Origin of the sequence: Streptomyces sp. NPDC058307 (assembly GCF_042880295.1) — a bacterium.
Lineage (GTDB): Bacteria > Actinomycetota > Actinomycetes > Streptomycetales > Streptomycetaceae > Streptomyces.
The window spans coordinates 86,603-113,106 of record NZ_JBHVYZ010000009.1 but is presented as its reverse complement, the minus strand read 5'-3'; the positions used below and the strand labels follow the sequence as shown (position 1 = coordinate 113,106).

At 71.0% G+C, this 26,504-nt stretch carries 26 protein-coding genes; 10 read left to right on the top strand and 16 right to left on the bottom strand.

Translation table 11 applies throughout. From position 1 onward, the window contains the following. From ACFVYN_RS09660 to ACFVYN_RS09635, 6 genes are all read right to left on the bottom strand, one after another. Positions 1-1,241: SCO6880 family protein (locus ACFVYN_RS09660; protein WP_389994997.1), on the bottom strand; the 1,241-nt coding region annotated here is incomplete at its 3' end. A 157-nt stretch (positions 1,242-1,398) separates the two neighbouring features. Next, complete coding sequence (locus tag ACFVYN_RS09655; RefSeq protein ID WP_389994994.1) at positions 1,399-2,637, bottom strand: hypothetical protein; 1,239 nt, start codon at positions 2,635-2,637, stop codon at positions 1,399-1,401. 1 nt (position 2,638) lies between these two features. Continuing rightward, positions 2,639-3,409, bottom strand: coding sequence for a hypothetical protein (locus ACFVYN_RS09650; RefSeq protein ID WP_389994992.1), 771 nt, complete (start codon positions 3,407-3,409; stop codon positions 2,639-2,641). Continuing rightward, positions 3,409-3,690, bottom strand: coding sequence for a hypothetical protein (locus ACFVYN_RS09645; RefSeq protein ID WP_351990107.1), 282 nt, complete (start codon positions 3,688-3,690; stop codon positions 3,409-3,411). Before ACFVYN_RS09645 ends, ACFVYN_RS09650 begins: the two co-directional genes overlap by 1 nt. Positions 3,691-3,770: 80 nt before the next feature. Continuing rightward, complete coding sequence (locus ACFVYN_RS09640; protein WP_389994989.1) at positions 3,771-4,052, bottom strand: hypothetical protein; 282 nt, start codon at positions 4,050-4,052, stop codon at positions 3,771-3,773. Continuing rightward, complete coding sequence (locus ACFVYN_RS09635; protein WP_389994986.1) at positions 4,049-4,699, bottom strand: hypothetical protein; 651 nt, start codon at positions 4,697-4,699, stop codon at positions 4,049-4,051. The genes ACFVYN_RS09640 and ACFVYN_RS09635 overlap by 4 nt, the downstream gene beginning before the upstream one ends. A gap of 433 nt (positions 4,700-5,132) precedes the next feature. On the opposite strand from ACFVYN_RS09635, the gene ACFVYN_RS09630 reads away from it, so the two are divergent. The 3 genes from ACFVYN_RS09630 (at position 5,133) to ACFVYN_RS09620 (ending at position 7,625) form a co-directional block, all read left to right on the top strand. Continuing rightward, positions 5,133-5,969, top strand: coding sequence for a lytic transglycosylase domain-containing protein (locus tag ACFVYN_RS09630; protein WP_389994983.1), 837 nt, complete (start codon positions 5,133-5,135; stop codon positions 5,967-5,969). An 11-nt stretch (positions 5,970-5,980) separates the two neighbouring features. Further along, the gene (locus ACFVYN_RS09625; RefSeq protein ID WP_389994981.1) at positions 5,981-6,859 is read left to right on the top strand and encodes a hypothetical protein; all 879 of its coding nucleotides are present in this window, start codon (positions 5,981-5,983) and stop codon (positions 6,857-6,859) included. Positions 6,860-7,040: 181 nt separating this feature from the next. Continuing rightward, positions 7,041-7,625, top strand: coding sequence for a sigma-70 family RNA polymerase sigma factor (locus ACFVYN_RS09620; RefSeq protein WP_389994978.1), 585 nt, complete (start codon positions 7,041-7,043; stop codon positions 7,623-7,625). Between the two features lie 25 nt (positions 7,626-7,650). Here ACFVYN_RS09620 and ACFVYN_RS09615 read toward each other — a convergent pair whose 3' ends face one another. From ACFVYN_RS09615 to ACFVYN_RS09605, 3 genes are all read right to left on the bottom strand, one after another. Further along, positions 7,651-10,584, bottom strand: a complete 2,934-nt coding sequence (locus ACFVYN_RS09615) for a BTAD domain-containing putative transcriptional regulator (protein WP_389994975.1) — start codon at positions 10,582-10,584, stop codon at positions 7,651-7,653. 245 nt (positions 10,585-10,829) lie between these two features. After that, positions 10,830-11,711 carry a hypothetical protein gene (locus ACFVYN_RS09610; protein WP_389994972.1) on the bottom strand — a complete coding sequence of 294 codons (882 nt, stop codon included), beginning with the start codon at positions 11,709-11,711 and terminating at the stop codon, positions 10,830-10,832. Next, complete coding sequence (locus ACFVYN_RS09605) at positions 11,708-12,325, bottom strand: RNA polymerase sigma factor (RefSeq protein ID WP_389994969.1); 618 nt, start codon at positions 12,323-12,325, stop codon at positions 11,708-11,710. The genes ACFVYN_RS09610 and ACFVYN_RS09605 overlap by 4 nt, the downstream gene beginning before the upstream one ends. A 270-nt stretch (positions 12,326-12,595) precedes the next feature. Here ACFVYN_RS09605 and ACFVYN_RS09600 point away from each other — a divergent pair, with 270 nt between their 5' ends. Beyond that, complete coding sequence (locus ACFVYN_RS09600; protein WP_389994966.1) at positions 12,596-14,845, top strand: peptidoglycan recognition protein; 2,250 nt, start codon at positions 12,596-12,598, stop codon at positions 14,843-14,845. Positions 14,846-14,849: 4 nt separating this feature from the next. On the opposite strand, the gene ACFVYN_RS09595 is transcribed toward ACFVYN_RS09600, so the two are convergent. From ACFVYN_RS09595 to ACFVYN_RS09570, 6 genes are all read right to left on the bottom strand, one after another. Next, on the bottom strand, positions 14,850-16,322 hold the full coding sequence (locus tag ACFVYN_RS09595; protein WP_389994963.1) for an MFS transporter: 1,473 nt from the start codon (positions 16,320-16,322) through the stop codon (positions 14,850-14,852). A gap of 89 nt (positions 16,323-16,411) precedes the next feature. Then, entirely contained in the window at positions 16,412-16,849 is a 438-nt protein-coding gene (locus ACFVYN_RS09590) for a hypothetical protein (RefSeq protein WP_389994961.1), read from the bottom strand. Positions 16,850-17,061: 212 nt separating this feature from the next. Beyond that, entirely contained in the window at positions 17,062-17,667 is a 606-nt protein-coding gene (locus ACFVYN_RS09585; RefSeq protein WP_389994958.1) for a hypothetical protein, read from the bottom strand. 76 nt (positions 17,668-17,743) lie between these two features. Next, on the bottom strand, positions 17,744-18,256 hold the full coding sequence (locus ACFVYN_RS09580; protein WP_389994955.1) for a hypothetical protein: 513 nt from the start codon (positions 18,254-18,256) through the stop codon (positions 17,744-17,746). A gap of 86 nt (positions 18,257-18,342) precedes the next feature. Then, positions 18,343-19,107 carry a DUF4328 domain-containing protein gene (locus ACFVYN_RS09575; RefSeq protein WP_389994952.1) on the bottom strand — a complete coding sequence of 255 codons (765 nt, stop codon included), beginning with the start codon at positions 19,105-19,107 and terminating at the stop codon, positions 18,343-18,345. Positions 19,108-19,247: 140 nt separating this feature from the next. Then, positions 19,248-20,900, bottom strand: coding sequence for a family 20 glycosylhydrolase (locus ACFVYN_RS09570; RefSeq protein ID WP_389994949.1), 1,653 nt, complete (start codon positions 20,898-20,900; stop codon positions 19,248-19,250). Positions 20,901-21,055: 155 nt separating this feature from the next. Here ACFVYN_RS09570 and ACFVYN_RS09565 point away from each other — a divergent pair, with 155 nt between their 5' ends. The 5 genes from ACFVYN_RS09565 (at position 21,056) to ACFVYN_RS09545 (ending at position 25,235) form a co-directional block, all read left to right on the top strand. Beyond that, a complete protein-coding gene (locus ACFVYN_RS09565) occupies positions 21,056-21,568 on the top strand; it encodes a 2-oxo-4-hydroxy-4-carboxy-5-ureidoimidazoline decarboxylase (RefSeq protein WP_389994946.1) in 513 nt (170 codons plus the stop codon). Between the two features lie 245 nt (positions 21,569-21,813). Next, positions 21,814-22,194, top strand: a complete 381-nt coding sequence (gene sdhC / locus ACFVYN_RS09560) for a succinate dehydrogenase, cytochrome b556 subunit (protein WP_389994943.1) — start codon at positions 21,814-21,816, stop codon at positions 22,192-22,194. A gap of 5 nt (positions 22,195-22,199) precedes the next feature. Beyond that, the gene (locus tag ACFVYN_RS09555; RefSeq protein WP_389994940.1) at positions 22,200-22,682 is read left to right on the top strand and encodes a succinate dehydrogenase hydrophobic membrane anchor subunit; all 483 of its coding nucleotides are present in this window, start codon (positions 22,200-22,202) and stop codon (positions 22,680-22,682) included. A 19-nt stretch (positions 22,683-22,701) separates the two neighbouring features. Beyond that, positions 22,702-24,456, top strand: coding sequence for a succinate dehydrogenase flavoprotein subunit (gene sdhA / locus ACFVYN_RS09550; RefSeq protein ID WP_389994937.1), 1,755 nt, complete (start codon positions 22,702-22,704; stop codon positions 24,454-24,456). Then, complete coding sequence (locus ACFVYN_RS09545) at positions 24,456-25,235, top strand: succinate dehydrogenase iron-sulfur subunit (RefSeq protein WP_389994934.1); 780 nt, start codon at positions 24,456-24,458, stop codon at positions 25,233-25,235. Before sdhA ends, ACFVYN_RS09545 begins: the two co-directional genes overlap by 1 nt. A gap of 63 nt (positions 25,236-25,298) precedes the next feature. Here the strand turns inward: ACFVYN_RS09545 and ACFVYN_RS09540 are convergent, their stop codons facing one another. Then, the gene (locus tag ACFVYN_RS09540) at positions 25,299-25,481 is read right to left on the bottom strand and encodes a hypothetical protein (RefSeq protein WP_389994931.1); all 183 of its coding nucleotides are present in this window, start codon (positions 25,479-25,481) and stop codon (positions 25,299-25,301) included. A 123-nt stretch (positions 25,482-25,604) separates the two neighbouring features. Here ACFVYN_RS09540 and ACFVYN_RS09535 point away from each other — a divergent pair, with 123 nt between their 5' ends. Further along, positions 25,605-26,390: a hypothetical protein gene (locus ACFVYN_RS09535; protein ID WP_389994928.1), complete on the top strand. Its 786-nt coding sequence runs from the start codon at positions 25,605-25,607 to the stop codon at positions 26,388-26,390. The last annotated feature ends 114 nt before the right edge of the window (positions 26,391-26,504 follow it).

Genomic DNA, 26,504 nt, shown 5'->3' with positions numbered 1-26,504 from the left:
GCCGCCCGCACCTCGGAGGCCGCGCGTGCCTGCACCATGCCCTTGCCGGACGTGGCCATGAACTGCGCGCTGCGCCGGTCGGCCTCGACGATCCGGGCCGAGGTGGCGGGGTCGATGGCCCGGTAGACCAGGGCGACCCGCTTGCGCCGGGTCCCGGGGGCCGCCTCCAGCATGCCGCGCAGCACCGAGGAGCGGATGGTGCCACGCGGCGCCAGGGTCAGCATCCAGGTGCGGGAGACACCCGAGTCGTGCTGGTAGGCGTTCACCGTCTCCACGGCGGCGGCGGGTCCCGCGTCGTCCCACTCCAGTCCCGTTCCGCCTTCCAGGGCACGGGCGTTGAGGACGTCGGCGGCGACCGCGGGGTCGTAGGCGACCCGGACGACCTCGGCGATCCGTTCGGACGACAGCGGGTAGGCGGCGCCGCCGCCGGCCGCCACCAGGCCGCTGAGCAGGCCCGGGATACGGATGGCGAGTTCGGTGATCACGTCCTCCTTCTTGCGCTTCTGGCCCGCCGGGTTGCCGTAGGTGAGGGTGACGTAGGTGTGCATCTCGGAGGAGGCGCTCGGGTAGCGCTCGACGACCTCCTCCATGACGGCGCGGGCGGCGGGCGGCGCGTCGGGGCGGATGCGGGGCAGCACCTCGTGGGCGAGCCGGGTGCCGGGGTCGGGGGCGGTCTCCACGATCACGGTGGCACCCTTCAGCCCGGGTTCGTGGGAGAGCCGGGCCAGCCACTCGCCCCACAGCGCGACCCAGACGTCGACCTGGTCGGGGTCGATGAGCGAACCGCCGTCGGGGTCGCAGCCCAGGACGATCGTGTACAGGTCGCGCTGGGGATGGTGCAGGATGCCGAAGGGGCGGTCGTAGGCGTCACGCCCCTCGGTCGCGGTGACCTTGTTGAGCAGCCCCGGTGGGCGGAACCGGCCCCCGGGCCGCGCGGACAGCGGGCCCGAGACGTAGAGGTGCGCGCCCGCGGCCTTCCGGCGCCACCAGCCGACACGCAGGGCGAACAACTGGTAGACGTTGCGGCCGTCCTGGGTGCGGATGGCGAGCGGGATGAGGAACAGGACGACGGGCACGAACACGATCACCGCCGCGTAGAGCGAGATCAGCGACGCCAGCAGCGTGGCGACGAGTCCGCCGAAGATCACGAAGGTACCGAGGAGTCCGAGCGGGCCGAGCCCCGCCCGCCTCGGCCTGCGCCAGTTCCCGTAGGTCGGATGGGAGACGGCTTCCGTGGACATGTGACCGGTTCCTTTCGTGAAGTGACGGGAGCACTGCTCGAGTTGGGGGGCGATGGGGGTGACTGCCGGGCTCCGTGGGGGAAGGGGAGCCCGACGGCCGTTCGTCAGGGGAGGCGGCGACGGGCGTACGGCCTGGGTGTCGTCGCCTCCCCCGGGCTCACTTGTTGTTGCCGAGTTCGCCGTCGGCGCCCTCGACGGCACCGGAGACGGTCGAGCCGGCGACCTGGGCCGCGGCCACGGCCGCGAGGACCGCGATACCGACAGGGCCGCCCATCGCGGCGGCTTCCTTGCCCGCGCCCGTCGCGACCTCGCCCCCACCGCGCGAACCGGATGAACCGTTGGCACCGTCCGACCCACTGGAACCGGATGAACCGTTGGCACCGTCCGAGCCGCTGGAACCGGATGAACCACCGGACCCGGACGAGCCGCTGGCACCGCCGCTGCCGCTCGCTCCGCTCGGGCCCGCCTGTCCGCCACCGCCGGACCCGCCGCTCATGGCGCCGACCTGCACGGCACCGGTTGCCAGTTGGCTGCCCGCCTGGCCCGTGGCGGCCATCGGGTTGCCCGTGCCCATGGCCGCGGCGGCGGGCACGATGAGTTTCAGCAGCGCGGGAAGCGCGATGGCGGAGAGGAGCATCACGCCGATACCGGCGATGCGGGTGTTGACGCTGGCGCCCGTGTTGCTGTTCTGGCCCACGGCGATCATCGCCATCCCGGCGTTCAGCACGAGAGCGACCGCGGGCTTGTAGAGCAGCCAGGAGATCATCCAGCCGATGTGCTTGCGCCACCAGCCGGCGCCCCAGTCCGTCATCGAGGCCGCGGCGGCGATCGGAAGGGTGCCGAGCATGATGATCATGACGCCGAGCCGGATGTACATCAGGATCGTGTGCAGGATGCCCGCGAGCAGCAGCAGGAAGGCGAGAACCAGCAGCAGGAAGGACTGGATGTTGCTGTTGTCGCCGCAGGCGCCGATGTTGTCCAGCGCTTTCTGCACGGAGTCGTCGAACAGGTAGGTGGAGTAGTTGTCCGCGATCCTCGCGGCGGCCAGGCAGATGGTGGTGGCGGCGCCCGAGACGAGGACGACGCGCATGATGCCCTTGAGCGCGGTGACGCCCGCGGTGCCCTTGCGCTCGATCGCCATCTTGCCGGCCGCGAACAACAGCGAACCGACGGCCAGATAGACCACGATCCACGATGTCTTGTCGCTGAGGTCGTGCGAGGTGGTCGTGTCGTCCAGGGTCGGAACGCTCTCGGCCAGCCCCGCGAACACCGCGATCGCGGCGGCGAGGATGCTCTTCGCGATCAGACCGATGACCGTCCCGACGGGGTCGCCGAGAAAGCTGAAGAAACCGGTGATCGCGTCGGCGAGCGGATTCCCGTTGCTGCAGGCCGCCACGTCAGACCCCCCAAAGTGTGTAGCCGATCGCGCTCTGCTCGGAGGCCAACTGCGAGTACAGTCCGCCGCTTCCGTCGGGCTGGATCTTCCAGTCGCCACCGCTCCAGCGCACGTCGACGCTGGTCCTGGCATAGCCTTGCGCGCTCTTGATCAACAGTCCGACGCTCGCCGCCCTGCTCGTGTACGAGGTCACCTGGAACCCGGCGTACGACGAGGTGGCCGGGGCGCTGTTCGTACCGTCCGTGTCCGGCACGGCGGTGCGCTGGAACACGAACAGGTCACGTCCCTGCCCGGCGACGACCTGCTGGTCGGTGACGGTGCGCCACTGGGATCCGCTCATCTGGGTGGGGATCACGGTGGCGGCCAGCGCGGCGCCCATGGGTGTGTGCGCGAAGCACCACCACACGGCACCCTGGATTCTGGTCGGCCCCGCCGAGGCGGAGACCGGTACCCGCCCGACGTCGAGCGGGCGCCAACTGATGTCCTTGGGTACGGATGTGGGGATCGCGTCGCCCGCGCTGTCGTCGGTACGGCAGCCGGACGGGCGGCCGTCCTTCTTGGTGGAGATACCGGAGAGCGGGCCGTTGGACGCCGACGCCCTGACACGGTCACCGCCGGTGCCCGAGCCGGACGTCAGCGCGGTGACCCCGCCCAGTACGACGACCAGCCCGAGGAACCCCGCCGATGCCTGCCAGCTGCGCTGCTTCCAGTACGGCCCGGCCTCCTCGGACCGCCGTTCTCCGCGCCGGAACAGACCAACTGCCCGTCCCATCAGAAGACGAACTTGACGAGCGGGCCGGCCGTGGCCACCAGGACACAGCCGCCGAGCACCATGCCGAGGCGGCTCATGTGCTCCGAACTCTCACCCCGCTTGACGGAGATGGCCATCATCGCGCCGGTGACCAGCACGCCGCAGACGCCGGCCGCGGTGCCGGCCCAGGCGAGGATGCCGAGGACGAGGTCGACCTTGTCGGTCAGTTCGGCGGGGGCGTTGCCCTTCGGCTGGGGAACTCCCGCGGCAAGGACGTTGGTGGCTTCGAGCAGTGCGGACATGGGGATTCTCCGAGGAGTCGGCGCCCGGCCTGGGCGGTGGGCGAGAAGGTGAACTTGCGGTTCTGGAAGGCGTGTTGGCCCTAGGGGCCTTGAAGGGTCAGGTCGCCGAGGAACAGGACGAGCGGACCGGCCGTGGTGGCGATCACGCAGGCGAGGACGACGTAGAAGACACCGCGGAAGTGCTCGCCGCCCTCGCCCGGGTCGCCGCGGCGCAGCTGGAGCGCCATCTGCATGCCGACGATGATCAGTCCGGCGACGCCACAGGCCGAGGCGCCCCAGCAGAGGACGTTGAGGATCGTCTGGCCGTCGCCGCCCGGATCCCAGGCAGCCAAGTACTCTGCGCCGGAAAGGAGTTGGCTCACGACACGGCTCCCTCGCCGTAGAGCTCGCCGCCCACCAGCTTGGAGAGCGTGACGAGTTGCCTGGGTACGTACTTCGGGTGGTCGCCCGTGCGCCACGCCGGGATCCACGGCACGCGGTGCACTCGGGCGACGGAACGCAGGACCCGGATCCGGCGCAGCAGACTGAGCGGAAGCCGTCCGGGGGCGTCGGCGAGGAGGACCACGGCCAGCAGTTCGAGCCCTTGCGGGGCCTTGCCGTCCTTGAGCGCGCCGAGCGCCTGGGAGACGGCCCGCAGTCCGGCCGCGCTGGTCCTGCCGACCAGCACGATCCGGTACGGCTCGCCGCGGGCGGGCTCCGGCCAACGGGCGCCCAGGTCCACTCCACCGAGGGCCTCGACCAGCGAGGTCGCGCCGGACCCGCCGTGCGCCTTGACCCATCCGACGTCCTCCCGCGACCTGCCCCGCGCTGCCGTCCTGGGCCGCTTCGGCCGACCCCAGCCGGCCTCCGCCGCGCGGGCCGGAGGGGCCTTGCGTGCGGGGGTGGCGGAGCGGGGGGCGGCCTGCCGCGGGGCGGGCGCCGTGGTCCGAGGGGCGGCGGCCGACGGCACGTCGGGGGCCGCGGGCCGGAAGCCGACAGGCGCCGCAGGCCGCGGCGCGGGCTGAACCACGGCCTGCGCCCGAGGTGCCGGAGCCGCCTGCCGCACGGGTGCCGACGGCAGCCCGCCGCCGGAGCGGTTCTGCGGGGAGTACGCCGACTGACCGACAGGGGCCTGGGGTCCGGCCGGTGCGGAAGGCCCGACGGATGCGGGCGCGGCGCCGTCCTTCGCCGGCGGTGCCGGCGCCGCCGACTGTGTGGATTTCGGTCCCCGTACCCATGACTGCGGGCCCGGCGGTGTCGCCGAAGGAGTGCCCATGATGTTCTTCCCGCCTCCCTCTTGGCTGCTCGCACTTCCGCTGCTCTGACTCATCCGGTTTTCCACTGGTTTGAACTTTTTGACTGTGCGGCCCGTTTCGATCTACCGGGGCCGTCCGACAGCACAACGGGCCATGCGGCCACAGCGGTTCAAGACGAGATGAGAAGAAGGAAGAAGGCGGACAGAGATGGGTGCGGGAGAGAGCGAGGAGGGCGGCGGCTCGAAGGCCGTCATGTACGGGATAGCCGGCGCCGGCGCGGGCGGCTGCATGATGATCCCGCTCTCCATAGCGGGCGCCGTGCCGCTCATCATCATCTTCGGCGGCTTCGGTGTCCTGCTGGCCCCGCTCATCGCGCTGATCCTGCTCTTCGGAGGAGGTGGCGGCAGCGCCGACAACTACAGCAGCGACAACGACACCGCGAACCGGATGCTGACCGTCCTCCAGGGCGACGGAAAAGGCGAGTTGGACACCTCCACCGTCCCCGAGGACCTGGTGGACCCCATCGAGAAGGCCGGCAAGCTGTGCGACGCCATCGGCCCGATCGTCATCGCCTCCCAGGTGGAGAAGGCGTCCGGCTTCAACGCGACCCTGATCGGCCCCAGGGGCGAGGTGGGCATCTCGCAGCTGCCGCCGGACGTTTTCAAGCAGTACGGCAAGGACGACGACGACAACGGCAAGACGCAGGCGACGGACAACGCGGACTCGATCATGGCCCAGGGCCGCTACATGTGTGACCTGGCCGACCAGGGCCAGAAGTTGCTCGACGACGGCACGATCGTGAAGTCCACAGACGAGAACGGCACCACCACCAACAGCGTCCTGGACCTCGCTCTGACCGGCTACGCCATCGGGATGGACGCCGTTAAGACGGCCAAGGGAGTCCCGCAGTCGAACGACGCCCTGAGCTACGTCCTGTCCATCCGCGCCCAGTTCGCCAAGTACAAGGGCATCGCCGCCCCGCCCACGGGCGCCACCCCCGGCGTCACCCCCAGCTCCACCGACACCGCCGAACCCGCCGCATGAGGAGGACAGCAATGGACCACTTCGAGGTGTACATCTGCGACGAGGGCCTCGCCGAGATCGACGGCGCCCCACTGGTCCCCGCGCCGGGCCAGTCCGTGCACGAGGCCGTGCTGGACCAGTTGCAGCGGCACGCGGAGGAGCGCGACGCCGCCGTCGAGGCGACGGTCGAGAGCGGCCCCGGCGCCGCCCACTTCGTCCTCCAGGTGCTGCCCGACGGCTCCAGCCACATCCTCGGGTACGACGCCGAGGAAGCACCGGAACCCGAACCGCAGCCGACATCCCGGCCGGAACCCGAGCCGGTCTTCGAGTCGTCCCCCGACGTCGCTCCCCCGCCCTCGGCCACCTCGGTCGCCGCCTCCGCCATCGCCACCGCGGTCGCCCGTGCCCGCGCCACGGCCGCCGCCCGTACCGCCGCGCGGGAACCCGTCCCCGCCGTCGACCTGCCGCCCGCCGAACTCGCCGAACAAATCGGCTGTATCAACGCGTTGGCGACCACCGGCCGACTCGACGAGGCGTTCGCCGACGCGACCGCACTGCGCGAGAGCCTGACCGGTTCGGTGGGCGCCGAGCATCCGCACGCGGTGGAGGCGCGGGCTCTGGAGGCGTACCTCGCGCACCTGCGTGGCGACTACCGCGAGGCCGTTGTGCTGGCGCTGGCCGTGGCCCGCATCCGGTGCAGGGCCGGAGACGAGCGGGCGCCGACGGAGGTGACCCGGGCGGCGGCGTCCTGGCAGCGGCTCGACGACGAACGGGCCGCCGTCGCCCACGGACGCGAGCTGCTGCACATGTGGGGCATGTTGAAGCGTCGCGGTCCGCTGCCCCCCGGCCACACCGAACTCGCCCAACTGGTCCACAGGCACGTTGAGGCGCTGGAGGAGGTGTACGCCTGAATCCCGCGGGCCACCCCGCGCACTCCCTCCGCGCACCACCGCTGACCGGCCCGTCAATCGGCTCGTACAACGAGCGTCAAACGGACGTGGAACGTCCCTCGGAACACTCCCTTCCCCCAGGAGACCCCGCTCCGGCCCGCGATCGGCCGGGGCAGGTCGACCCAAGGAGCAGGAGTAATCCATGAACGTGACGGCCATCGGATCGGCGAGCGCGGTCTCTCCCGAGGAACGGGCGCTGCGCGACCTCTATCTGGAGCACGGGCCGGCCCTCTACTCGTACGTACTGCGCATGCTGGACGGGGACACGCACCGCGCGGAGGACGTCCTCCAGGAGACGCTGCTGCGCTGCTGGAACAGCCGAAACCTGACCGACGACGAGGGAATGGCCGTACGCCCGTGGATGTTCCGGGTCGCCCGCAACCTCGTCATCGACGCGCACCGGACCCGGATGGCGCGACCGTTGGAGATCAGCGGCACCAGCTGGCTGGGCGACATGTGCGCCGAGGTCGACGACATCGAACAAATGCTGTCGTCCCTGGTGCTGCACGAGGCCCTGCAGAAGCTCACGCCGGCACACCGTGAGGTGCTCCTGGCGACGTTCTTCGCGGACCGCACCACCCAGCAGGCCGCGGACGAACTCGGGATTCCGCGGGGCACCGTGAAGTCCCGCGTGTACTACGCGCTGCGCAGCCTTCGCCTCGCCCTGCGGGAAAAGGGGATCGTGGTGGAAGAGGTGTGGGAGGAGGAGACCGACGTGGCTTGCTGACCGATGGGCAGGGCCGGTGAAGGCGTCAGTGACCGGCCGCTGCGTCCGGCTCATCGGCGTCCAGGCCGCGCAGGTCCACGCGCACGTCCTCGGCGTCCGCGTGGCCCATCTCCTCCAGCAGCTCGAGTGCCGAGCGCAGCGCCTCGCGGGCCGCGTCCCGGTCGCCGATGGCACGGCGGGCGGCGCCGAGGTGGCGCAGGACCTCGGCTTCGAGAAAGCGGTCGCCGATCCCGTGAAAGAGCCGCGCCGACACCTCGAAGTGCTCGATGGCCGTTTCGTGCCGGCCGAGGTGGTGATAGGCGTAACCGATGGTGTCCCGCGTCGCCGCCGCGCCGTAGGGGTCGCCCATCTCCTCGTACAGGAGGATGCCTTCCCGACCGCAGTCGAGTGCCTTGTCGTGGTCGCCGATCAGGATGTACGTCCACGCGACCTGGTTGAGCACCCCGGCTTCGCCGTTGAGGTCGCCCTCGGCCCGGAACAGCGCGCGGGCCTGTGCGTAGTGGTCGAGGGCGGCGAGGGGCCGGTCCGTCCGGTTGGCCAGATAGGCGAGGCCACGATGGACACGGGCTTGACCGAACGGGTCGTCGGTGTCCCGGAACAGGTCCAGCGCACGTTCGAAGTACCGCAACGAGGGCTTCGCGTGGTCGAGCTGGGAGTGGGCCACGCCCAGACCGCACAGGGAGTACGCCTGGCCGTTGGGATCACCGAGCTTCTGAGCCGCTCCCAGCGCCACGCTGTTGATCTCCAGGAGGTCGTGCCAGAAACCGAGCCGGTTGAAGTAGACGTCCAGGGCGGCGGCGGTGCGCCAGGCATGTTGGTCGTAGCCGTGGGCGGCGGCGTGTTCAACGATCGCGCGCAGGACGTACCGCTCCGTGCGCAGCCAGGCGGTCGCCTGTGCCCGGTCGTTGAACCCAAGGGGCTCGCTGCCCGTTGTGCTCGGCAGCAAGGCGATGGTCTCGCGGAACGGATCGAGGACCGAGGAGGCGTTGTGGGCGGTGTGCAGGAAGTGGTCGTGCATCCTCAGCAGCGCCGCGCCGCGGGCGCTCTCACTGTCCTCGGTCTCGGCGAGTTCGTCGGCGTAGGCGCGCAGCAGGTCGTGGAAGACGAACCGGCCGGGGGCGCGTTCGATGAGCAGGCTCGCCCCGGTGAGCTCGGTCAGCAGAGCGCGGACCTCACGTGGTGGTGCGCCGGTCAGCGCGGTGGCCGCGGCGGTGGTGATGTCGGGACCGGGATGCAGGGCGAGGCGGCGGAAGAGCCCGGCCGCCCCGGGCGACAGGGCCTGGTACGACCAGGAGAACACGGCACGGGCATCGCTGCCGACGACGTCGCCGACGAACGCGTCGAGGCTGCCGTGGTCATGCCGGAGCTCCTCGGCGATGGCGGCGAGCCGGAAGTGTGGATGGTGGGCGGCGCGGGCCGCCACGATGGCCAGGGCCAGCGGCAGCCGCGCGCACAGATCGGCGATGGCGGCGACGGCCTCCGGTTCGGCGTCGACGCGGGCGCTGCCGAGCCGCCGGGTCAGCAACTCGAACGCTTCCTCGGTGCTCAGCACGCCCAGCGTGATCGGATGTGCGCCGTGCCCGGCGACCAGGCCGCTGAGCCGGCTGCGGCTGGTGACGATCACGAGGCTGCCGGGTGTGCCGGGCAGCAGCGGCCGTACCTGCTCGGTGTCACGGGCGTTGTCCAGCACGATCAGGACGCGCCGGTCGGCGAGGACGCTGCGGTAGAGGGCGGCCTGCGCGTCGAGTCCCTCGGGGACAGCCTGTGGAGCCACACCGAGCGCGACGAGGAACATCTCGATCGCGGAGCCGGGAAGCATCCGGGAGCCGTGCGGGTCGTAGCCGCGGAGGTTGACGTAGAGACTGCCGTCGGGGAAGCGGTGGGCGATCCGGTGGGCCCAGTGCACGGCGAGAGTGGTCTTGCCCGTCCCGGCCATTCCGTCGACGACGCCGATGACCGCGCTGCCGGGCGGGCCATCACCCTCGGGCAACAGGGTCGATACACGGTCGAGTTCGGCGCGGCGGCCGGTGAACAGGGTCAGGTCGGCGGGAAGTTGGGCAGGGCCTACGGCCCCGGTCCGGCGGGCCGCCGACGAAGCGACCGGTTCCTGGTGAGGCCCCGCACCGGGACCGTCCGGGGCATGGGTGCCGTCGGCCGGTGTGTGGAGCTTCGGCTGGGCGAGCGCGAGGTCACCGGCCAGAAGTCGTGCGTGTACGGCACGTAAGGACGGGCCCGGCTCGATGCCCAGCTCGTCGACCAGGAGGCGGCGCGTCCTGGCGTAGGCCTCCATCGCTTCGGCCTGCCGCCCGCACCGGTACAGGGCGGTCAGCAGCAGCTCGCTCACGGCCTCACGCAGTGGATGCTCGTCGCGCAACGCCAGCAGTTCCGGCACCACCGCCTCGTGCCGACCCAGCTCCAGTTCCATGGACAGCCGCAACTCCAAGGCGCCCAGCCGCCGTTCGGCCAGATCGGTCCGCGCGGCTTCGGCGCGGGGACCGGGTACTCCGGCCAGCGCCGTACCCTCCCCGGTGGCCAGTACGGTACGCAACAAACCGACCGCGCCGGGTCTGTCGCCGACCGCCCGGCGCCGCTCGGCCCGCGCCACCGCCTCCTCGAACGCGGCCAGGTCACTGGAGACCCTGTCGGTCCGCAAGACGTATCCGTCTCCGATGAAGACCAGCAGCCCGGACGGCTGTCCCGGTGTCCGCTCGGGCTCAAGCAACCTGCGCAGGCGGGAGATGTAGGTGCGCACCATCGCGACAGCGCCCTGAGGCGGCTTTGCGCCCCAGATCCCGTCCACGAGATCGGCCAAGGCGACCGCCCGCCCCCGGCTCAGCAGCAGGGCCGCGAGCACGGCACGCTGCTGGGGGGAGCCGAGTGCCAGTTCAGCAAGCCCCCGCCAGGCACGCAGCGGGCCGAGCAGGGAGAACCGGAGGGTCTCTGATCCACTTTCCTCCACGGTCCAGGACAGTAGCCGCCGATATGCCGAACGTCAGATCGAAAGGGTGATTCCGGCCAGGTGTGCCACAGAGCCGGCCCTCCGGCCATCTGCCGGATCACCACGCCGATGCCTCGGCTTCGGGATATCGATCTCTGGCGCGACAGCCCGCAGGGGCCCAACCGACAGCGGCGCCTGACAAGGGACCCTTTATGGCTCAACGGACCAGGGGTGGCGGCCCCGGCCGTCGATTCGGCCGCGCCGGGTCACTGCTTGCCGGACGTGTTCCCGTCCGTGTTCTGCCCGCCGCTCGCCTCGCCCTTCTGCTTCCCCGGGTTCGCGCCGCCCGCGTCATCGGCGTTGCCCGCGTCGCCGCCGTTCCCCGTGTCCTCGGCGTTGCCTCCGCCGTTCGCGTTCGCCGCGCCGTTGGCGGCCCCGTCCGCGCGCTTCGCGTCGGCCGCGCCCTTCGCGTCGGCCGGGTCCGTCAGCGCGGTGCAGTAGGCGCTCACGTGCGCCTCGCCGCCGGCCGCCGTCACGAGCCGCTGGAACGCCGTCGAGTCCAGCGCCTTGCCCCGGCCCCGGAGCTTCTCGTAGACACGGCAGTGCGCCAGGGTGTCCTTCGCGGTGGACGGGCGTTCGGCGGGGGAGGGCGCGGTAGGCAGCGCGCTGCTGTGCGACTCGGCCGGGGTGCTCGCCGGGACGCTCGGGCGTACGTCCTTGCCGTCGGGCGCGCCCCCGTCCGGACCCCCGCCCGCCGAGCCGATCGCCGCGTAGGCGACACCGCCGAGCGTGAGGCTCGCGAGGAGCACGGAGAGCGTCGCCTTCAGGGAACGTGCCCTCCGGCCCTGGGCACGGGGCCGCCAGTCGTCCCGGCGCCGGGTCCGCGCGCGGTGCGCCCCGGCGTCCCGCGCCGCCCGGAAGGCGGCCACGGCCCGCCGCTCCGCCTCGCCGTCGGACTTCTCCCCACGCAGGGCCGCGGCGAGCAGCGCCTCAAGGGGGCTGTCGTCGTACGGCTGCCGTCCCTCCCCTGGGGTCCGGCCCCGCACGGGCTCGTGCGGGTGCGCAGACCGGCGGCCCGCCGCGTCGCCGCTCCGCTCGTCACCCATGCCGTGTCCGTCTCTGTCCGAGGTGGCGTCCCCACCTGTCATGTCGACTCCCCCAGCGTCCTGGGGCCGTCATCCGTCACTCTCTCGGCGCCCAGCTGCTGCGCCAGCCGCTTCAGCCCCCGGTACGCCGCGGTGCGCACCGCGCCGGGGCGCTTGCCGAGGACGCGGGCGGCGGCGGGGCCGTCCAGTCCGACCACCACCCGCAGCAGCACCGCCTCGGCCTGGTCCCGCGGCAGTCCCCGGACCAGTTCCAGGGCGTACTCGGTGGAGAGGGACTCCAGCGCCTGGTCGTGGGTGCTGTACGGGCCGGGCAGGTCGAGCATGTCCTGCTCCAGCGCCGCCGACCGGGGCCGCACCTTCTGCCGGCGCAGATGGTCCAGGGCCCGGTGCCGGGCGATGGTCGCGGTCCAGCCGCGGAAGCCCGCCCCGTCGCCCCGGAACCGGCCCAGGTCCCGGGCGATCTCCAGCCAGGCGTCCGACGCCACGTCCTCCGCGTCCTCCCCGACCAGCCCGCGCAGATAGCCGAGCAGTCCGGGCTGCACCAGCCGGTAGGCGACCGCGAAGGCACTCTCGTCGCCCTCCTGGGCCCGCGCGACGGCCGTGCCCAGTTCCCCGTCGTACGCCTGCACGCGGCGGGGTTCCCCTCCCTGGCCCAAGAACTTTCCCGTCCGTACCGGTTCGTGGCGACTCCGCACCGTACGGCACGGTCGCCCTTGCCCATGTCCCCCATGGTCAACAGCGCCGGACTTCACAGAAGTGTCACAGCGGGCCGGACATCCCGGGCACCCCGCTTCGAACACCAGTAACACCTGGCATTGTTCGAACGCTGTGTAAGTGCCACCTGTGTGCCAGGTGGTGTTTCTGTGACCAAATTCAGGGGTGGGGTAGTGAGTCGTCGTAAAAGCCGTGCGTACAGACCGCTCAGCATGAAGCGGCGGGCGTGGCTGACGCTCGGTGCGGTGGTTCTGGGGGGCGGCGGCATCGTGACCTACGCCGCCGCCAGTCCGTCCACCGACGCCGCGGGGGACCTTCAGCCCAAACGGCCGGTGAAGGTCTACGACTTGACGCTGAAGGGCACCGCGACCGGCAAGCGGGAACTGCCGCGCACCGAGACCAAGCAGTTCTCGCTGCTCGGTGTCTCGTGGACGGGGCTGACCAAGCCGCTGGAGGGCAAGGCGCAGGTGCGCACCCGCGACAGCGAGACGGGCGAGTGGTCCGCCTGGCAGGACCTGGAGACGAACATCGACCCGCCGGAGGACCCCGACGAGCGCAGCGGCGCGCGCGGCGCGTCCGAACCGCTGTGGGTCGGCCCCTCGGACGGCGTGCAGGTGCAGGTCGTCCACGAGGACGGCAGCACAAGTGCCGGACTGCCCAAGGGACTTGAGGTCAACCTCGTGGACCCGGGCATCGCGACCGCCGCGGAGCAGCGGGACGCGGGCGAAGACACCGACCCGGCGGCGTTCGCCGTGGACGAGACACCCACGCCGACTCCGACACCCACACCCACACCCACGCCGACTCCGACTCCGACTCCGACTCCGACTCCGACTCCGACGGTGAGTGACAGCACGTCAGCGACCGCGACCGCGACCCCGACCGACACGGCCACGTCCACGCCCACCCCCACCGCCACCATCCCCACCGCGCCTCCGTCCACGGCCCCCGAACCGACGATCGTCTCCCGCGCCGGCTGGGGCGCCGACGAGTCGCTCAGCCCTGACCCGTCGGAGTACAACGCCGATGTGAAGGCCGTCTTCGTGCACCACACGGCCGACTCCAACGACTACTCATGCACCGACTCGGCCGCGATCGTCCGGGGCATCTACGCGTACCACACGCAGAGCAACGGCTGGAACGACATCGGCTACAACTTCCTCGTCGACAAGTGCGGCACCATCTTCGAGGGCCGCAAGGGCGGTGTGGACCTGCCGGTCCTCGGCGCGCACACCTACGGCTGGAACCGTGAGTCCACCGGCATCGCGATCCTCGGCAACTACACCGACGCGGGCGCCTCGAACGCCGCCCTCACCTCGGTCGCCCGGATCACCGCCTGGAAGCTCGGCCAGTACGGCGTCGACCCCGACTCCACGGTCCAGCTGACGGCCGGTGCGACCCAGCAGAACCTCGCCGGCACGAGCTTCACCGCGGGCCGGCCCTACACCTTCAACCGGGTCTCCGGCCACCGCGACGGCTACGCCACCGAGTGCCCTGGCAACACCCTCTACACCCAGCTGCCGACCATCCGCGCCTGGGCGTCCGGCCCGGTGCAGGGCCTCAAGCTCACCTCGCTGAGCGGCGCGACCCTGTCCGGCTCGACGTACTACACGAAGGGCGCGATCACGGCGAAGTGGACGGCCACCACGCCGGGTTCGCTGATCTCGAAGTTCGAGCTGCTCGTCGACGGCAAGGTCGTCGCCACCGCGTCCGGTACGGCCACCTCGGCGGGCACCACCCTGACCGCGGGCAGCCACAAGGTCGCCGTACGTGCCGTGCACCAGTCCGGCAAGGCCACTCCCGCGACCGGCGCGCTGACCGTCGTCACCGACACCACCGCGCCGACCTTCTCCACCACGCCGAAGATCACCCTGCGCACCGGCACGGTGAACCCCACCGCCGTTCCGGTCACCCTCGGCTGGAAGGCCGCCGACTCCCAGACCCTGAAGTCGGTGAGCCTGCTGTCCCCGACGACGGCCACCTTCGGCCCGACCACCACCAGCTCCAGCCGTACCGCCAAGTCCGGTACCGCGAGCGTCTGGTCGATGCAGGCGTCCGACGTGGCGGGCAACACCCGCACCTCCTCGCCCTCGTACACGCCGATGATCCTGCAGGAGACCTCGGCCACGAAGTCCGGCAGCTGGACGAGCCGGTCCTCCACCAGCTACCTCGGCGGGAAGTCGTACTCCAGCGGTTCCAAGAACGCGAGCCTGACCTGGACCTTCACCGGCAAGTCCGCCGCGTGGACGGTCTCGCGGGCGACCACCTCCGGGCAGGCGTACGTGTACGTGGACGGCACCAAGGTCGCCACCGTGGACCTGAAGTCCTCGACCACGAAGTACCGTGACGCGATCTGGACCAGGTCCTGGGCCGGCAGCGCCAAGCACACCGTGAAGATCGTGGTGGTCGGCACCAGTGGCCGCCCGACGGTCACGACGGACGGCCTGGTCTACATCAAGTAGCCCGCTACAGCGCCGAATCCACCGGCTCGGGCGTCCGCTCCCCCGCACCCTGGGGAGTGGGCGCCCGTTCCGCGTTCACCACGACTCCCGCGATCAGTGCGGCCAGCAGCAGCGCGCCGAACGCCCACCAGGTGGCCACGTTGAAGCCGTGCACCGTGGCCTCGGCCTGCAGCAGCCGCTTGTCGACGCCGGGTCCGGCGTGCGCGGTCAGGTAGGTCGCGGTGACGCTCGCGGCGATCGTGTTCAGCAGGGCCGTACCGATCGAACCGCCCACCTGCTGGGCCGTGTTGAAGGTCGCCGAGGCCGCCCCCGAGTCGCGCGGCGCGACACTTCCGGTGGCCAGCGAGATGGAGGTCATCATCGCCGTACTCATGCCGAGGCCCAGCATCAGCATCCCGGGCAGGACGTGGGAGGCGTAGGCCGGTTCCACGCCGACCTGCGCGATGATCGCCAGTCCTCCCGCGGCCACGAGCAGTCCGGGCACGATCAGCGTCCTCGGCGGGACCTTGCTCAGCAGCCGCGCGGCGATCTGCGTGGAGCCGACGATCATCGCGGCGGTCATCGGCAGATACGCGAGCCCGGTCTTCAGCGGCGACCATCCGAGGACGCCCTGGAGGTAGTAGGTCAGGAAGAGGAAGACGCCGAACATCCCGACGGTGACGAACAGGACGGTCAGGAAGGCGCCGACGCGCTGCCTGTCCTTGACCACCGACATCGGCAGCAACGGCACCCGCGCCCGGGTCTGCCACACCCCGAAGGCGGCGAGCAGGACGACTCCGGCGACCAGCAGGCCCACCACGAGCCCGTCGCCCCAACCCCGGGACGCCGCCTCGGAGAAGCCGTACACCAGCGACAGCATCCCGCCCGAGCCGAGCAGCGCGCCCGGCACGTCGAGGTGGGCGTCGGGATGCCGTCCGCCGGGCGCGAGGATCGCCCACGCGCCCGCGAACGCGACCAGCGCGATGGGCACGTTGACGTACAGGCACCAGCGCCAGTCCAGATACTCGGTGAGCAGCCCGCCCGCGAGCAGCCCGATCGCGGCGCCCGCCCCGACGATCGCGCCGAACACCCCGAAGGCCTTGGCCCGTTCCTTGGGTTCGGTGAACGTCGTCGCGAGCAGGGACAGCGCGGACGGCGCGAGCAGCGCGGCGAACACGCCCTGCAGGGCCCGCGCCCCGAACAGCATCCCCTGGCCCGTCGCGGCCCCGCCGAGCGCGGAGGCGGCGGCGAACCCGAGGAGCCCGATCATGAAGGCGGTCTTGCGCCCGGCGAGGTCGGCGATCCGCCCGCCGAGCAACAGCAGGCCCCCGAAGGCGAGGGTGTAGGCGGTGATGACCCACTGTCTGTTCGCGTCCGACATGTCCAGGTCGGCCTGGGCGGACGGCAGGGCGATGTTGACGATGGTCATGTCCAGCACGACCATCAACTGGGCGAGCGCGATGACCACCAGCGCCCACCAACGACGGTTGTCGGCCATGACCCCATCGTGCGCCCGCCACCGCTCCCTTGGGAACGGCAGCGTCTCTTATTACGGTGTTTTTGCCTCGCCCGTCTTCGTCCGCGCGGTCAGCGCCGCACACCGTCCGTCGCATCGCGGCACAGCAGCCGCAGCGAGCCGTCCCCGGCGAAGCAGCGGCGGGCCTCGTCCACCGGGTCCCACAGCCGTCCGTCGGGCGTACGGATCCAGTGCTCGCCGCCGCTCGTCCACCACTCGGCACCGGTCTGGCGGACGACGACCTCACCGGCGTAGGCGCCGAGCCCGCGCAGCACGGTCTCCACGGCGGCGTACGGTGCCCCCTCCCGCCGTATCTCCTCGATCAGTCGGTCCACGCGCCACAGGCTCTGCGCCGAGTAGTCGAGCCGGACGCGTGCGCCCTCGCGCAGGGCCGACACCGCGTCGGCGGCCCACCTCATGGGTCTGGCCGCGGCGGAGGGCCTGGGGGCGGGAGCGGATGTCCGGCGGGCCGTCACATCACTCGTCAGATCACTCGTCACATCAGTCATCACAAGGGAAAAGCGTTTCGGCAGGGTGTTTCGTCACCCGGATCAGGGGCCTTCCCCCGGACCGGTACAGGACCGGCGCACCGTCACCGCAACCCTCCCCGGACGGTCACAGGACCCTCTCGGCACCGAGGTTGACGCCGGGGCGACGATTCGTCCCTCCCGCGGTCAAGTGGCTCCTCCGGTAAGCGATTCGCCCAGTGGGCCGCCGGTGCTCAGCCCCGCCGCCGGCTCCTGCGGGACACCACCGCGCGCAGCACCCGGCGGCCCTCCGTCGAGACCTCCAGAGCGGGGCGCAGTCCTGCCGGGCCGTGGCCGGCGAGGAGTTCCAGGACGGTGATCTGACGGCGCAGTTCGGCGGCGACGAGGGGGGACATGCCCTCCGTACGGCCCTCACGGCGGGCGTCGACCGAGTCGCCGGCGTCCTTCAGGGGGTCGAGCAGCCGGTGGATCCGCAGCGCGGCGACCGAGCAGGCGTCGGCCCACGCCCGTAGCCCGGCGGCGGACCGCTCGGCCGGCGCGGCGGCGAGCATCCGGCGGGCCAGCGACACGGCCTCGTCGTCACCGGAGCCACCCGAGCCACCTGAGCCACCTGAGCCACCTGAGCCACCCGTCCCGAACTCCCCGCCCAGCTTTCCCCGCACCTGCTCCAGCCGTTCGCCCCACTCCTCGGCGCCGGCGTCGTCCGCGAGCCCCGCCCACAGGGGCCGCAGGACCTCGTCGTCGCCGCCGAGCAGCGGTACGCACCGATCCAAACAAGCCAACCCGCTGGCGGCCAGTCCGCGTTCGTCGGCCTGGCCGATCAGCTCCACCAGACTCATGCACGCCTCCCTCGCCGAGCGGCATTCCCTCACGGAACCCGCACTTCCCCTTACTGCGCGCGATTGCCCGGGAGTGTCACAGGGGCACCACACCGAGCCGGTCGAGCATACGGAAGAAGAGGTTTTCGGCCAACGGGTCCGGTTCGGCGCTCAGTACGTCGAGCAGGGGCTCCTCGGCCACCTGGTGGCCCGCCTCCGCGGCCCAGGCGACGGCCCGTGCGGCCGCGTCCCGGGGTTCGAGGAAGTAGTCCTCCAGGGTCGGCCCCTCCTCGTCGGAGGCGCCGGCCCCGAGGTACCTCGCCATGGCGGCCCGGGCCAGACAGGTCGACCAGGCCCCGCTCTCGGGCCCCGCCGCCTCCAGGACCACCGAGGCGCTGTCCATGACGTATCCGAAGAGCGCGGGTGAACCGGTCTCCAGGGCGAGGGCGTTCATGTTCCCGACGTCGCCCTCGCCGCTCGCGTACTCCCAGACCTGCCATCCGCCGGGCGCCGACTCGCGCAGGACCATGCCCTGGGCGCCGGCCAGCGCGTCCAGCTCGGCCAGCGGCCGTGCCGCGCGGCCCACGACGAAATAACCCCAGTAGCCCATCCCGGCCCCCCTTGACTGCTCGGTACGGTTCCGGCCCGAATACACCACATTCGTACGGCAGTTCGCAGCAGGATGGACCAAATCCGTCACCCGGCGACGGGTGCCTCGGGTCCCCGGTGGGCCTTCTCGTTCTGCATCCGGGTCAGCCGCAGCACGACGGCGGCGGCGAGCAGGGCGGCCACGAGGTCGAGACCGTCGGCGAGCATCGCCTGCGGCACGGCGTCGTGGATCTCCTGGAAGGTGTCGGCGCGGTCGAACGCGGTGTACAGGAACTCCCCGAGGGGGATCGTGAGGAGCCACAGCGTCCACCAGGCGTTGATCAGGCCATGCCCGTCGGGCTTGTCCCCCGTGCCGCTCGCGTCCCAGATGTCGGCCACGACCCGGCGCGGGTACCACAGGCTCACGATCGGCACGACCCAGCCGGCGATCACCCAGCCGCGCGCCTTGCGGTGTCCGTCCGGGGCGAACACCTCGGCGTTGCGCCGGACCCGCCACAGCCAGACGACGAAGACGACGGCGCAGACCACCAGCACGAGCGCCTGTGCGGCACCGGCCACGTCGGTGAGCGTGTCCGCCAGGTCGGACCGGTCCCGTACGCCGGCCCCGGAGTCGCCGCCGGCGAGGTCGCCGGAGACGTCGTACACGAGGAGGTGCGCGCCGAGGTTCAATCCGTCGACGGCCGCGGCCACCGCGAGCAGCGCCGCGGTGGCCCGCCCGAGCCCGACCGGCGAGCGCAGCCAGAGCTTCGGCGCGCCGACCGGCGGAGCCTGGAACCCGGACGGGACGGCGCACTGTGTGCACAGGACGCCGTCCGGTGCCGCTTCGAAGTGATGGCAGCGCGTGCAGAGCATGGTGGGGTCCCCCCGAGACATGGCCGATCAGCGAGCTGTGGATGTTCCACAGGCCGCGCGGGTTCTCCCCAGAGCCTCACGCGCGGCTTGCGGAACATACGGTTTGCGAGGCCCGTACGTCCACAGGAATCCCCGGTTCCTCAGCCCAGCCGGTCCCCCAGTGCCTTGAACCGGGACCAGGTCAGGGCGGGCTTCCCCGGGTCCCACAGCTTCTGCACGGTCGCCCGCAGCGGCATCCGGATGCCCGCCGCGACCTGGTCCTGCGTCTGCGCGTTCGAGAAGTCGCACCAGACCGCGAAGTAGCCGCCGAGGATCTGGGCGTCGTACTTCGCGGGGACGGCCACCGTGCCGCGTACGACTCTCGGGGTCCACTGCTCGAAGATCCGCTGTCCGGTCGGGTAGTAGAACTGGTTGGGCTGTCCGAGGACGTAGTAGAGGAACTCGTCGTTGTAGTTGACGACCTTGCGTCCCGCGCTCAGGTACTCCACCGGCTGCCGGGCGCCGATCTCCTTGCCCGTCCAGTACCCCACCCGGATGTCGCCGGCGGCCCGGACGGACGTCCCCCGGAAGAATCCGTCGTTCCACGCGAGCGGGGCCTTGCCGTGCTTCCGGACGGTGGCGGCGCGGTCGTTGAGCCAGCCCGTGGTCAGGTCCTCGACGCCGGCGCCGGCACCGTAGGCCTTCCTGGCGGCGGTGGCGAGCTGCGGGTAGGTCGCCTCCGGGTCGGACACCATCAGCGCGCGGTACTCGTCACCGCCGAGGTGCCAGTCGGCGCCGGGGAACAGGCCCGCGTACTCGTTCAGCAGGTCGTCGACGATCTTGGCGGAGGCGGGGTTGGAGATGTCGACGGCCCCGCTCGCCGCGTTCCCCGCCGCACTGCGCAGCTGAAGCTCGGGGTGCGCGGCGATGACGGCCCCCAGATGCCCGGGCGAGTCGATCTCCGGTACGACGGTGATGTGCCGCTGGGCCGCGAGGGCGACGATCCTCTTCACCTGCGCCTTGGTCAGGTGCTGCTTCGACACGATCTCCGGGTGCGAGACGGACTCGATCCGGAACGCCTGGTCGTCGGAGAAGTGCAGCTGGAGCCGGTTGAACTTCAGGTCGCCCAGCTCCCGGACCCGGTCCTCGATCCAGCCGGCCGTGAAGTTCTTGCGCGCGATGTCCAGGGAGAACCCGCGTACCGGCTTGGCGGGCTCGTCGCGCACGACGCCCTCCGGTGCCGTGGCGCCGCCGTGCACCTCCTGCTTGAGCGTGCGGGTGCCGTAGAACACGCCCGCGTCGCCCGGCCCGCTGATGGCGACCCGCCCGCCGCGCACGGTCATGCGGTACGACTCCGGGTCCGCCCCTTCGTCGTCATTGAGCGTGAGGCGTACGTCCCCGGCACGTACGTCCTCCTTCTGCCCGGCGTACGTCAGCCCCAGCTCGCCGGCGAGAAGGCGCCCCTCGTCGGCGAGGTCGGCGTCGTTCACGACCACGCGCAGCCCGCGGGCGGGACGCCAGCCGGGGCCGCGCGCCGGGGTGTGGGCGCGGACGGCGGGGATGGTGCGGGGCGTGGTGGACAGGGGGTAGGACCGAGTGGGGCGGGGGGCCGGGCTCGGGGATCTCGAAGGGGTGGGGGCGCCTTCCGCTGCGCCGCCCGAGGGGGACTGGGCCTGGGACATGGCCGATCCGGCCGGGCCGCTGTCGCCGCCCGCCCACAGCCCGAGGCTCACCCCGGCCGCGACGGTGACGGCCACCGCCCCCACGATCAGCCCCCGTGCCTGCTTCTCCGGTCGCTTCCTGTGCTGGCTCACATTTTCAACCTAGGGCCTCGAGGGAGGGAGCCGTGTCCACCACACGTTCCGAAACTCTCCCGTGCGGGTGAAATTCGGGCATCCGTCGGACAGGTCATGTCCACTCTCGATAACGTGAGGTCACATCGCTCACAGCTTCCCCTGCCGAAACACACGTGACGCCCACACATTCTCCCGGCCGACTGGCCGTACCGTCCCTGCCCACCGTCCTGGACGCCTTCAACAGCGCGCCCGCCGACGAGGCACGGCCCCTGCTCCTGGAGTGTCTGCGCAGCCTGCGCTGGGCGGAGCGGGTCGTGGCCCACCGTCCCTACCCGACCGTGGACGCGCTGCTCGCGGCCGCGGACGAGGCGGCGTACGACCTGACGGTGTCGGATCTCTCCGAGGCCCTGGCGGGCGAGACGCTCCCCGTTCTGCCGGAGGGCGCCTACTCGGCCGCCCACATGGCGATGGACGCGGCCCACGCGGCGTACGAGGCCCGGTTCGGCCACGCCTTCGTCATCTGCCTGGACGGCCTGCCCCCGGCGGAGGCCCTGGACCACGTCCTGGCGGGCATCCGGTCACGATTGACAAACGATCCGGAGGAAGAACGGATGGTGGCGGCGGAGGAACTCCGGCGTATCGCCAGGGGCCGGCTGATGTCCGCCCTCAGGGGCGCCGGGCTGTAGTCGCTGTGCCGCGCGGGGTGCGACCAGCCTCTATGGCACCGCGCCCGGCACATAACGGCTCAGACCACCCCATCAGCCATCGAGTTCCCCCATCTGCGTGCCACTTTGATCACACAGGTAGGCCCGGGCTAAGCCCAGCGGCAGCGCATCGCTACGATGCTGGGGGCCGGTGGACCGTACCCGGCCGGGCCCGACCGACAGCACAAGCCGGCTGGCCCCGATACCCCGCTCCCGGAGGGACTTCCGTGCCGGCTGGAACGCTGTACCGCGGCCGGGAAGGAATGTGGTCCTGGGTGGCTCATCGAGTCACCGGCGTCCTCATCTTCTTCTTCCTGTTCGTTCACGTGCTGGACACCGCTCTCGTCCGTGTCTCACCCGAGGACTACGACAAGGTCGTAGCCACATACAAGACCCCGATCGTCGCGTGTCTGGAGTACGGCCTCGTGGCCGCCATCCTCTTCCACGCGCTCAACGGCCTGCGCGTCATCGCCGTCGACTTCTGGTCGAAGGGCCCGCGCTACCAGAAGCAGATGTTCTGGGCCGTGGCCGGCGTCTGGGTCGTGCTGATGCTCGGGGCGATCTACCCCGTCCTCGGCCACGCCGCTCGTGAACTGTTCGGGAGCTGATACCGATGGCGACCACTGAAACCACCCCTTCCGGTATCGGCCCCGTCGAGGGCCCCTCCGGTTACGGCGTCGACAACCCGGCGCCCCTCATCGAGGCCCCGCGCAAGCGCACCAAGAAGTCCCCGAAGTCCACGCGGGGCAACTTCGAGATGGCCGCCTGGCTGTTCATGCGCCTGTCCGGCATCGTGCTGGTCGTCCTGGTCATCGGCCACCTGCTGATCCAGCTCGTGCTGGACGGCGGCGTCTCCAAGGTCGGCTTCGCGTTCGTCGCGGGCCGCTGGGCGTCCCCGTTCTGGCAGGTCTGGGACCTGCTGATGCTCTGGCTCGCGATGCTGCACGGCGCCAACGGCCTGCGCACAATCATCAACGACTACGCGGAGCGGCCGGGCACCCGGCTGTGGCTCAAGGGCCTGCTCTACACCGCCACGGTGTTCACCATCCTGCTGGGCACGCTGGTGATCTTCACCTTCGACCCGAACATCCGCTAGGCACGGGGCTGCGAGAATCATGAAGATCCACAAGTACGACACCGTCATCGTCGGCGCCGGTGGCGCGGGCATGCGCGCGGCCATCGAGTCGACGAAGCGCAGCCGCACCGCGGTCCTGACCAAGCTGTACCCCACCCGCTCCCACACGGGCGCCGCGCAGGGCGGCATGGCCGCGGCGCTGGCCAACGTGGAGGAGGACAACTGGGAGTGGCACACCTTCGACACGGTCAAGGGCGGTGACTACCTGGTCGACCAGGACGCCGCCGAGATCCTGGCGAAGGAGGCCATCGACTCGGTCCTCGACCTGGAGAAGATGGGCCTGCCGTTCAACCGCACCCCGAACGGCACGATCGACCAGCGCCGCTTCGGCGGTCACTCCAGGAACCACGGCGAGGCCCCGGTCCGCCGCTCCTGCTACGCGGCCGACCGCACCGGCCACATGATCCTCCAGACGCTGTACCAGAACTGCGTCAAGGAGGGCGTGGAGTTCTTCAACGAGTTCTACGTCCTGGACCAGCTGATCACCGAGGTCGACGGCGTCAAGCGCTCGGCCGGTGTGGTGGCGTACGAGCTGGCGACCGGTGAGATCCACGTCTTCCAGGCGAAGGCCGTGATCTACGCGTCCGGTGGCTGCGGCAAGTTCTTCAAGGTGACATCGAACGCGCACACCCTGACCGGTGACGGCCAGGCGGCCGTCTACCGCCGGGGTCTGCCGCTGGAGGACATGGAGTTCTTCCAGTTCCACCCGACCGGCATCTGGCGCATGGGCATCCTGCTGACGGAGGGCGCCCGCGGTGAGGGCGGCATCCTGCGCAACAAGGACGGCGAGCGCTTCATGGAGAAGTACGCGCCGGTCATGAAGGACCTCGCGTCCCGTGACGTCGTCTCGCGCTCCATCTACACGGAGATCCGTGAGGGCCGCGGCTGCGGTCCCGAGGGCGACCACGTCTACCTGGACCTCACGCACCTGCCGCCGGAGCAGCTGGACGCCAAGCTGCCGGACATCACCGAGTTCGCGCGCACCTACCTCGGTATCGAGCCGTACACGGACCCGATTCCGATCCAGCCCACCGCGCACTACGCGATGGGCGGCATCCCGACCAACGTCAAGGGTGAGGTCCTGGCGGACAACACCACGGTCGTCCCGGGCCTGTACGCGGCCGGCGAGGTCGCGTGCGTCTCGGTCCACGGCGCCAACCGCCTCGGCACGAACTCCCTCCTGGACATCAACGTGTTCGGCAAGCGGGCCGGCATCGCCGCCGCCGAGTACTCCCAGAAGGCCGACTTCGTCGAGCTGCCGGAGAACCCGGCGGAGCTGGTCGTCGCCCAGGTCGAGCGCCTGCGCGACGCGACGGGCACCGAGCGCGTGTCGGTCATCCGCCGCGAGCTGCAGGAGACCATGGACGCGAACGTCATGGTGTTCCGCACCGAGCAGACGATCAAGACGGCGGTCGAGAAGATCGCCGAGCTGCGCGAGCGCTACCTGAACGTCTCGATCCAGGACAAGGGCAAGCGGTTCAACACCGACCTGCTGGAGGCCATCGAGCTGGGCAACCTGCTCGACCTGGCCGAGGTCATGGCGGTGTCGGCGCTGGCCCGCAAGGAGTCCCGCGGCGGTCACTACCGCGAGGACTACCCGAACCGCGACGACGTCAACTTCATGCGCCACACCATGGCGTACCGCGAGGTGGGCGACGACGGCACCGAGTCCATCCGTCTCGACTACAAGCCGGTCGTCCAGACCCGCTACCAGCCGATGGAGCGTAAGTACTGATGGCAACCCCGACCCTGGACAAGGCGGACGCGGCCGGCACGCCCGAGCCCGGCTTCGCCGACTCCCCGTACATCACGGCCACCTTCCGTGTCCGCCGCTTCAACTCGGAGGTCTCGGGGGAGGCGACCTGGGAAGACTTCCAGCTGGAGATCGACCCGAAGGAACGTGTCCTCGACGCCCTGCACAAGATCAAGTGGGAACTGGACGGCACGCTGACCTTCCGCCGCTCCTGCGCGCACGGCATCTGCGGCTCGGACGCGATGCGGATCAACGGCAAGAACCGTCTTGCCTGCAAGACCCTCATCAAGGACATCAACCCCGAGAAGCCGATCACGGTCGAGCCCATCAAGGGCCTGACGGTCCTGAAGGACCTCGTGGTCGACATGGAGCCGTTCTTCCAGGCGTACCGCGACGTGATGCCCTTCCTGATCACGAAGGACACCAACGAGCCGACCCGGGAACGTCTCCAGACCGCCGAGGACCGCGAGCGCTTCGACGACACCACGAAGTGCATCCTGTGCGCGGCCTGCACCTCCTCCTGCCCGGTCTTCTGGAACGACGGCCAGTACTTCGGCCCGGCCGCCATCGTCAACGCGCACCGCTTCATCTTCGACTCGCGTGACGAGGCGGGCGAGCAGCGGCTGGAGATCCTCAACGACCGCGACGGCGTGTGGCGCTGCCGCACGACCTTCAACTGCACGGACGCCTGCCCGCGCGGCATCGAGGTCACGAAGGCGATCCAGGAGGTGAAGCGAGCGCTGATCACGCGCCGCTTCTGATCTCCGTTCTCCTACGGTGAGTTGGGCCCCGTCCCCCGGTTCGCGCCGGGGCGGGGCCCTCGCTCATTTCTCGGACGCCCGCCTCCATTCCCTGGCACCGGCCGCACGCATCAGCCGTACGGCCGACTCGAGGTCACCGGAGAGCCGGGGATGGACGGGCTCGATGAAGGCCCGTTGGCCCACCAGGGACTTCTTCATCTGCTTCAGGTTGCGGGCGCTGAAGGAGACCGTGCCGCGCTTGTCCACGACGCCCGCGGCGATGGCGTGATTCCCACCCCTCGCGCACGATCAGGACACCGAGGGAGTCAGCGTCGGCCAACCCCCCTGTCATTCCTGTGACTTGTGGTGCTCAGGTTGCAGACTGGCCGCATGGCACTCCTGAGAAAAACCGCCGCCGCACTGTGTGCCGCCGCGGCGGTACTCCTCGCGATACCCCCCACTGCCTCCGCGACTCCCGCTCCCTACGGAACCTTGGCCCGGGAGGACTTCGACCGGCTCCCCCTCGGTCCCGTCACCGGTGGACGGGGCTGGACCACCGACACGGACGACGGCACGCTGACCGTCGTCCGCGGCGCCCCGGGGCACGGGCGTGAGCTGCGGATCCGTACCGAGGGCAATGGTCGGGCCTTCCTCGTGTTCGAGGGGCTCTCCGCGCCCGGCAACAGCTTCTGGGGGCGGGTGCGGCTGCGGGTCGCCGGGTTTCCCACGGCGCCGGACTGGGCCCACTGGACCGTCGCCGAGGCGTCCGGGTCGGACTCGCCGACGCTCGTGCGGCCGCTGGGCGGGCAGTTCGCGCCGACCGACGGCGGCAACTTCTGGGGCGTCGGATCCGACCTCGGGCCCACCGGGGACTGGACCTCCTGGAAGACCTCCTCGCCGGCGGTCGCCGGGGCGTGGCAGTGCGTCGAGTTCCACCTCGATGCCACCGACAACCGGGTCACCGTGTACCTCGACGGCGTGGAGCGGTCCGACCTGACCGTGTCCACCGAGGAGCACGGGGGCACCGGGGACGACTTCGTGTTCCCTGCCTTCGACAAGCTGAAGCTGGGCTGGCAGCTCTACCAGGCGAACCCGACGCCTTCGTCGTACGACCTCCGCATGGACGACATCGCACTCGGCACCCGGCGAGTGGGCGGCTGCGGGAACGGGGGCTGAATCCGGGATCGCGTCCGTGGGTCCTGCGGGGCGGTACGCCGGTGCCCGCCGTGGTGACGGCGGACGCCACCCGGTCCGAGCGCCTCGCGGGTGAGCCGGCGGCCGTACGCCGGA